At 68.4% G+C, this 554-nt stretch carries 1 protein-coding gene; it reads right to left on the bottom strand.

What is annotated here, in order from left to right; translation table 11 throughout:
- Positions 1-554, bottom strand: a 554-nt coding sequence (locus tag HZS56_RS37855; protein WP_216725331.1) for a homocysteine S-methyltransferase family protein, incomplete at both ends; no start/stop codon positions are given.

The raw sequence follows: 554 nt of genomic DNA on the forward strand, positions 1-554 counted from the left end.
AGCGGCTCCAGCGCGGTCAGCGCAGCACCGATCTCCGAACCGAGCAGCATGGTCCCGGTGGTCTCGACCGTGACGGAGACGATGACGGGCAGGTCGAGGCCGAGAGCGTCCAGCGCCCGCCGGGCACCGAGCACAGAAGCCTTGGTCTGCAGCAGATCCTGGGTCGTCTCCACCAGCAGCGCGTCCGCACCGCCCTCCACCAGTCCCTCCGCATTGCGCTGGTAGGCGTCACGCAGGGTGGTGTACGGGGCGTGACCGAGGGTGGGCAGCTTCGTACCGGGACCCATCGACCCCAGCACCCACCGCTGCCGTCCGTCCCGGGCGGCGAAGGCGTCAGCGGTCTCCCGGGCGACGCGGGCACCGGCTTCGGAGAGCTCGTGGACGCGCTCGGGGATGTCGTACTCGCCGAGGGCGGAGTGGTTGGCACCGAAGGTATTGGTGCCCACACAGTCGACACCGGCGGCGAAATACTCCTCGTGCACCGAACGGACGATGTCCGGGCGCGTCAGATTCAGGACCTCATTGCACCCCTCCAACTGCTGAAAATCGTCCAG

It is taken from the genome of Streptomyces mayonensis, from assembly GCF_018982965.1.
Taxonomy (GTDB): Bacteria; Actinomycetota; Actinomycetes; order Streptomycetales; family Streptomycetaceae; genus Streptomyces; species Streptomyces mayonensis.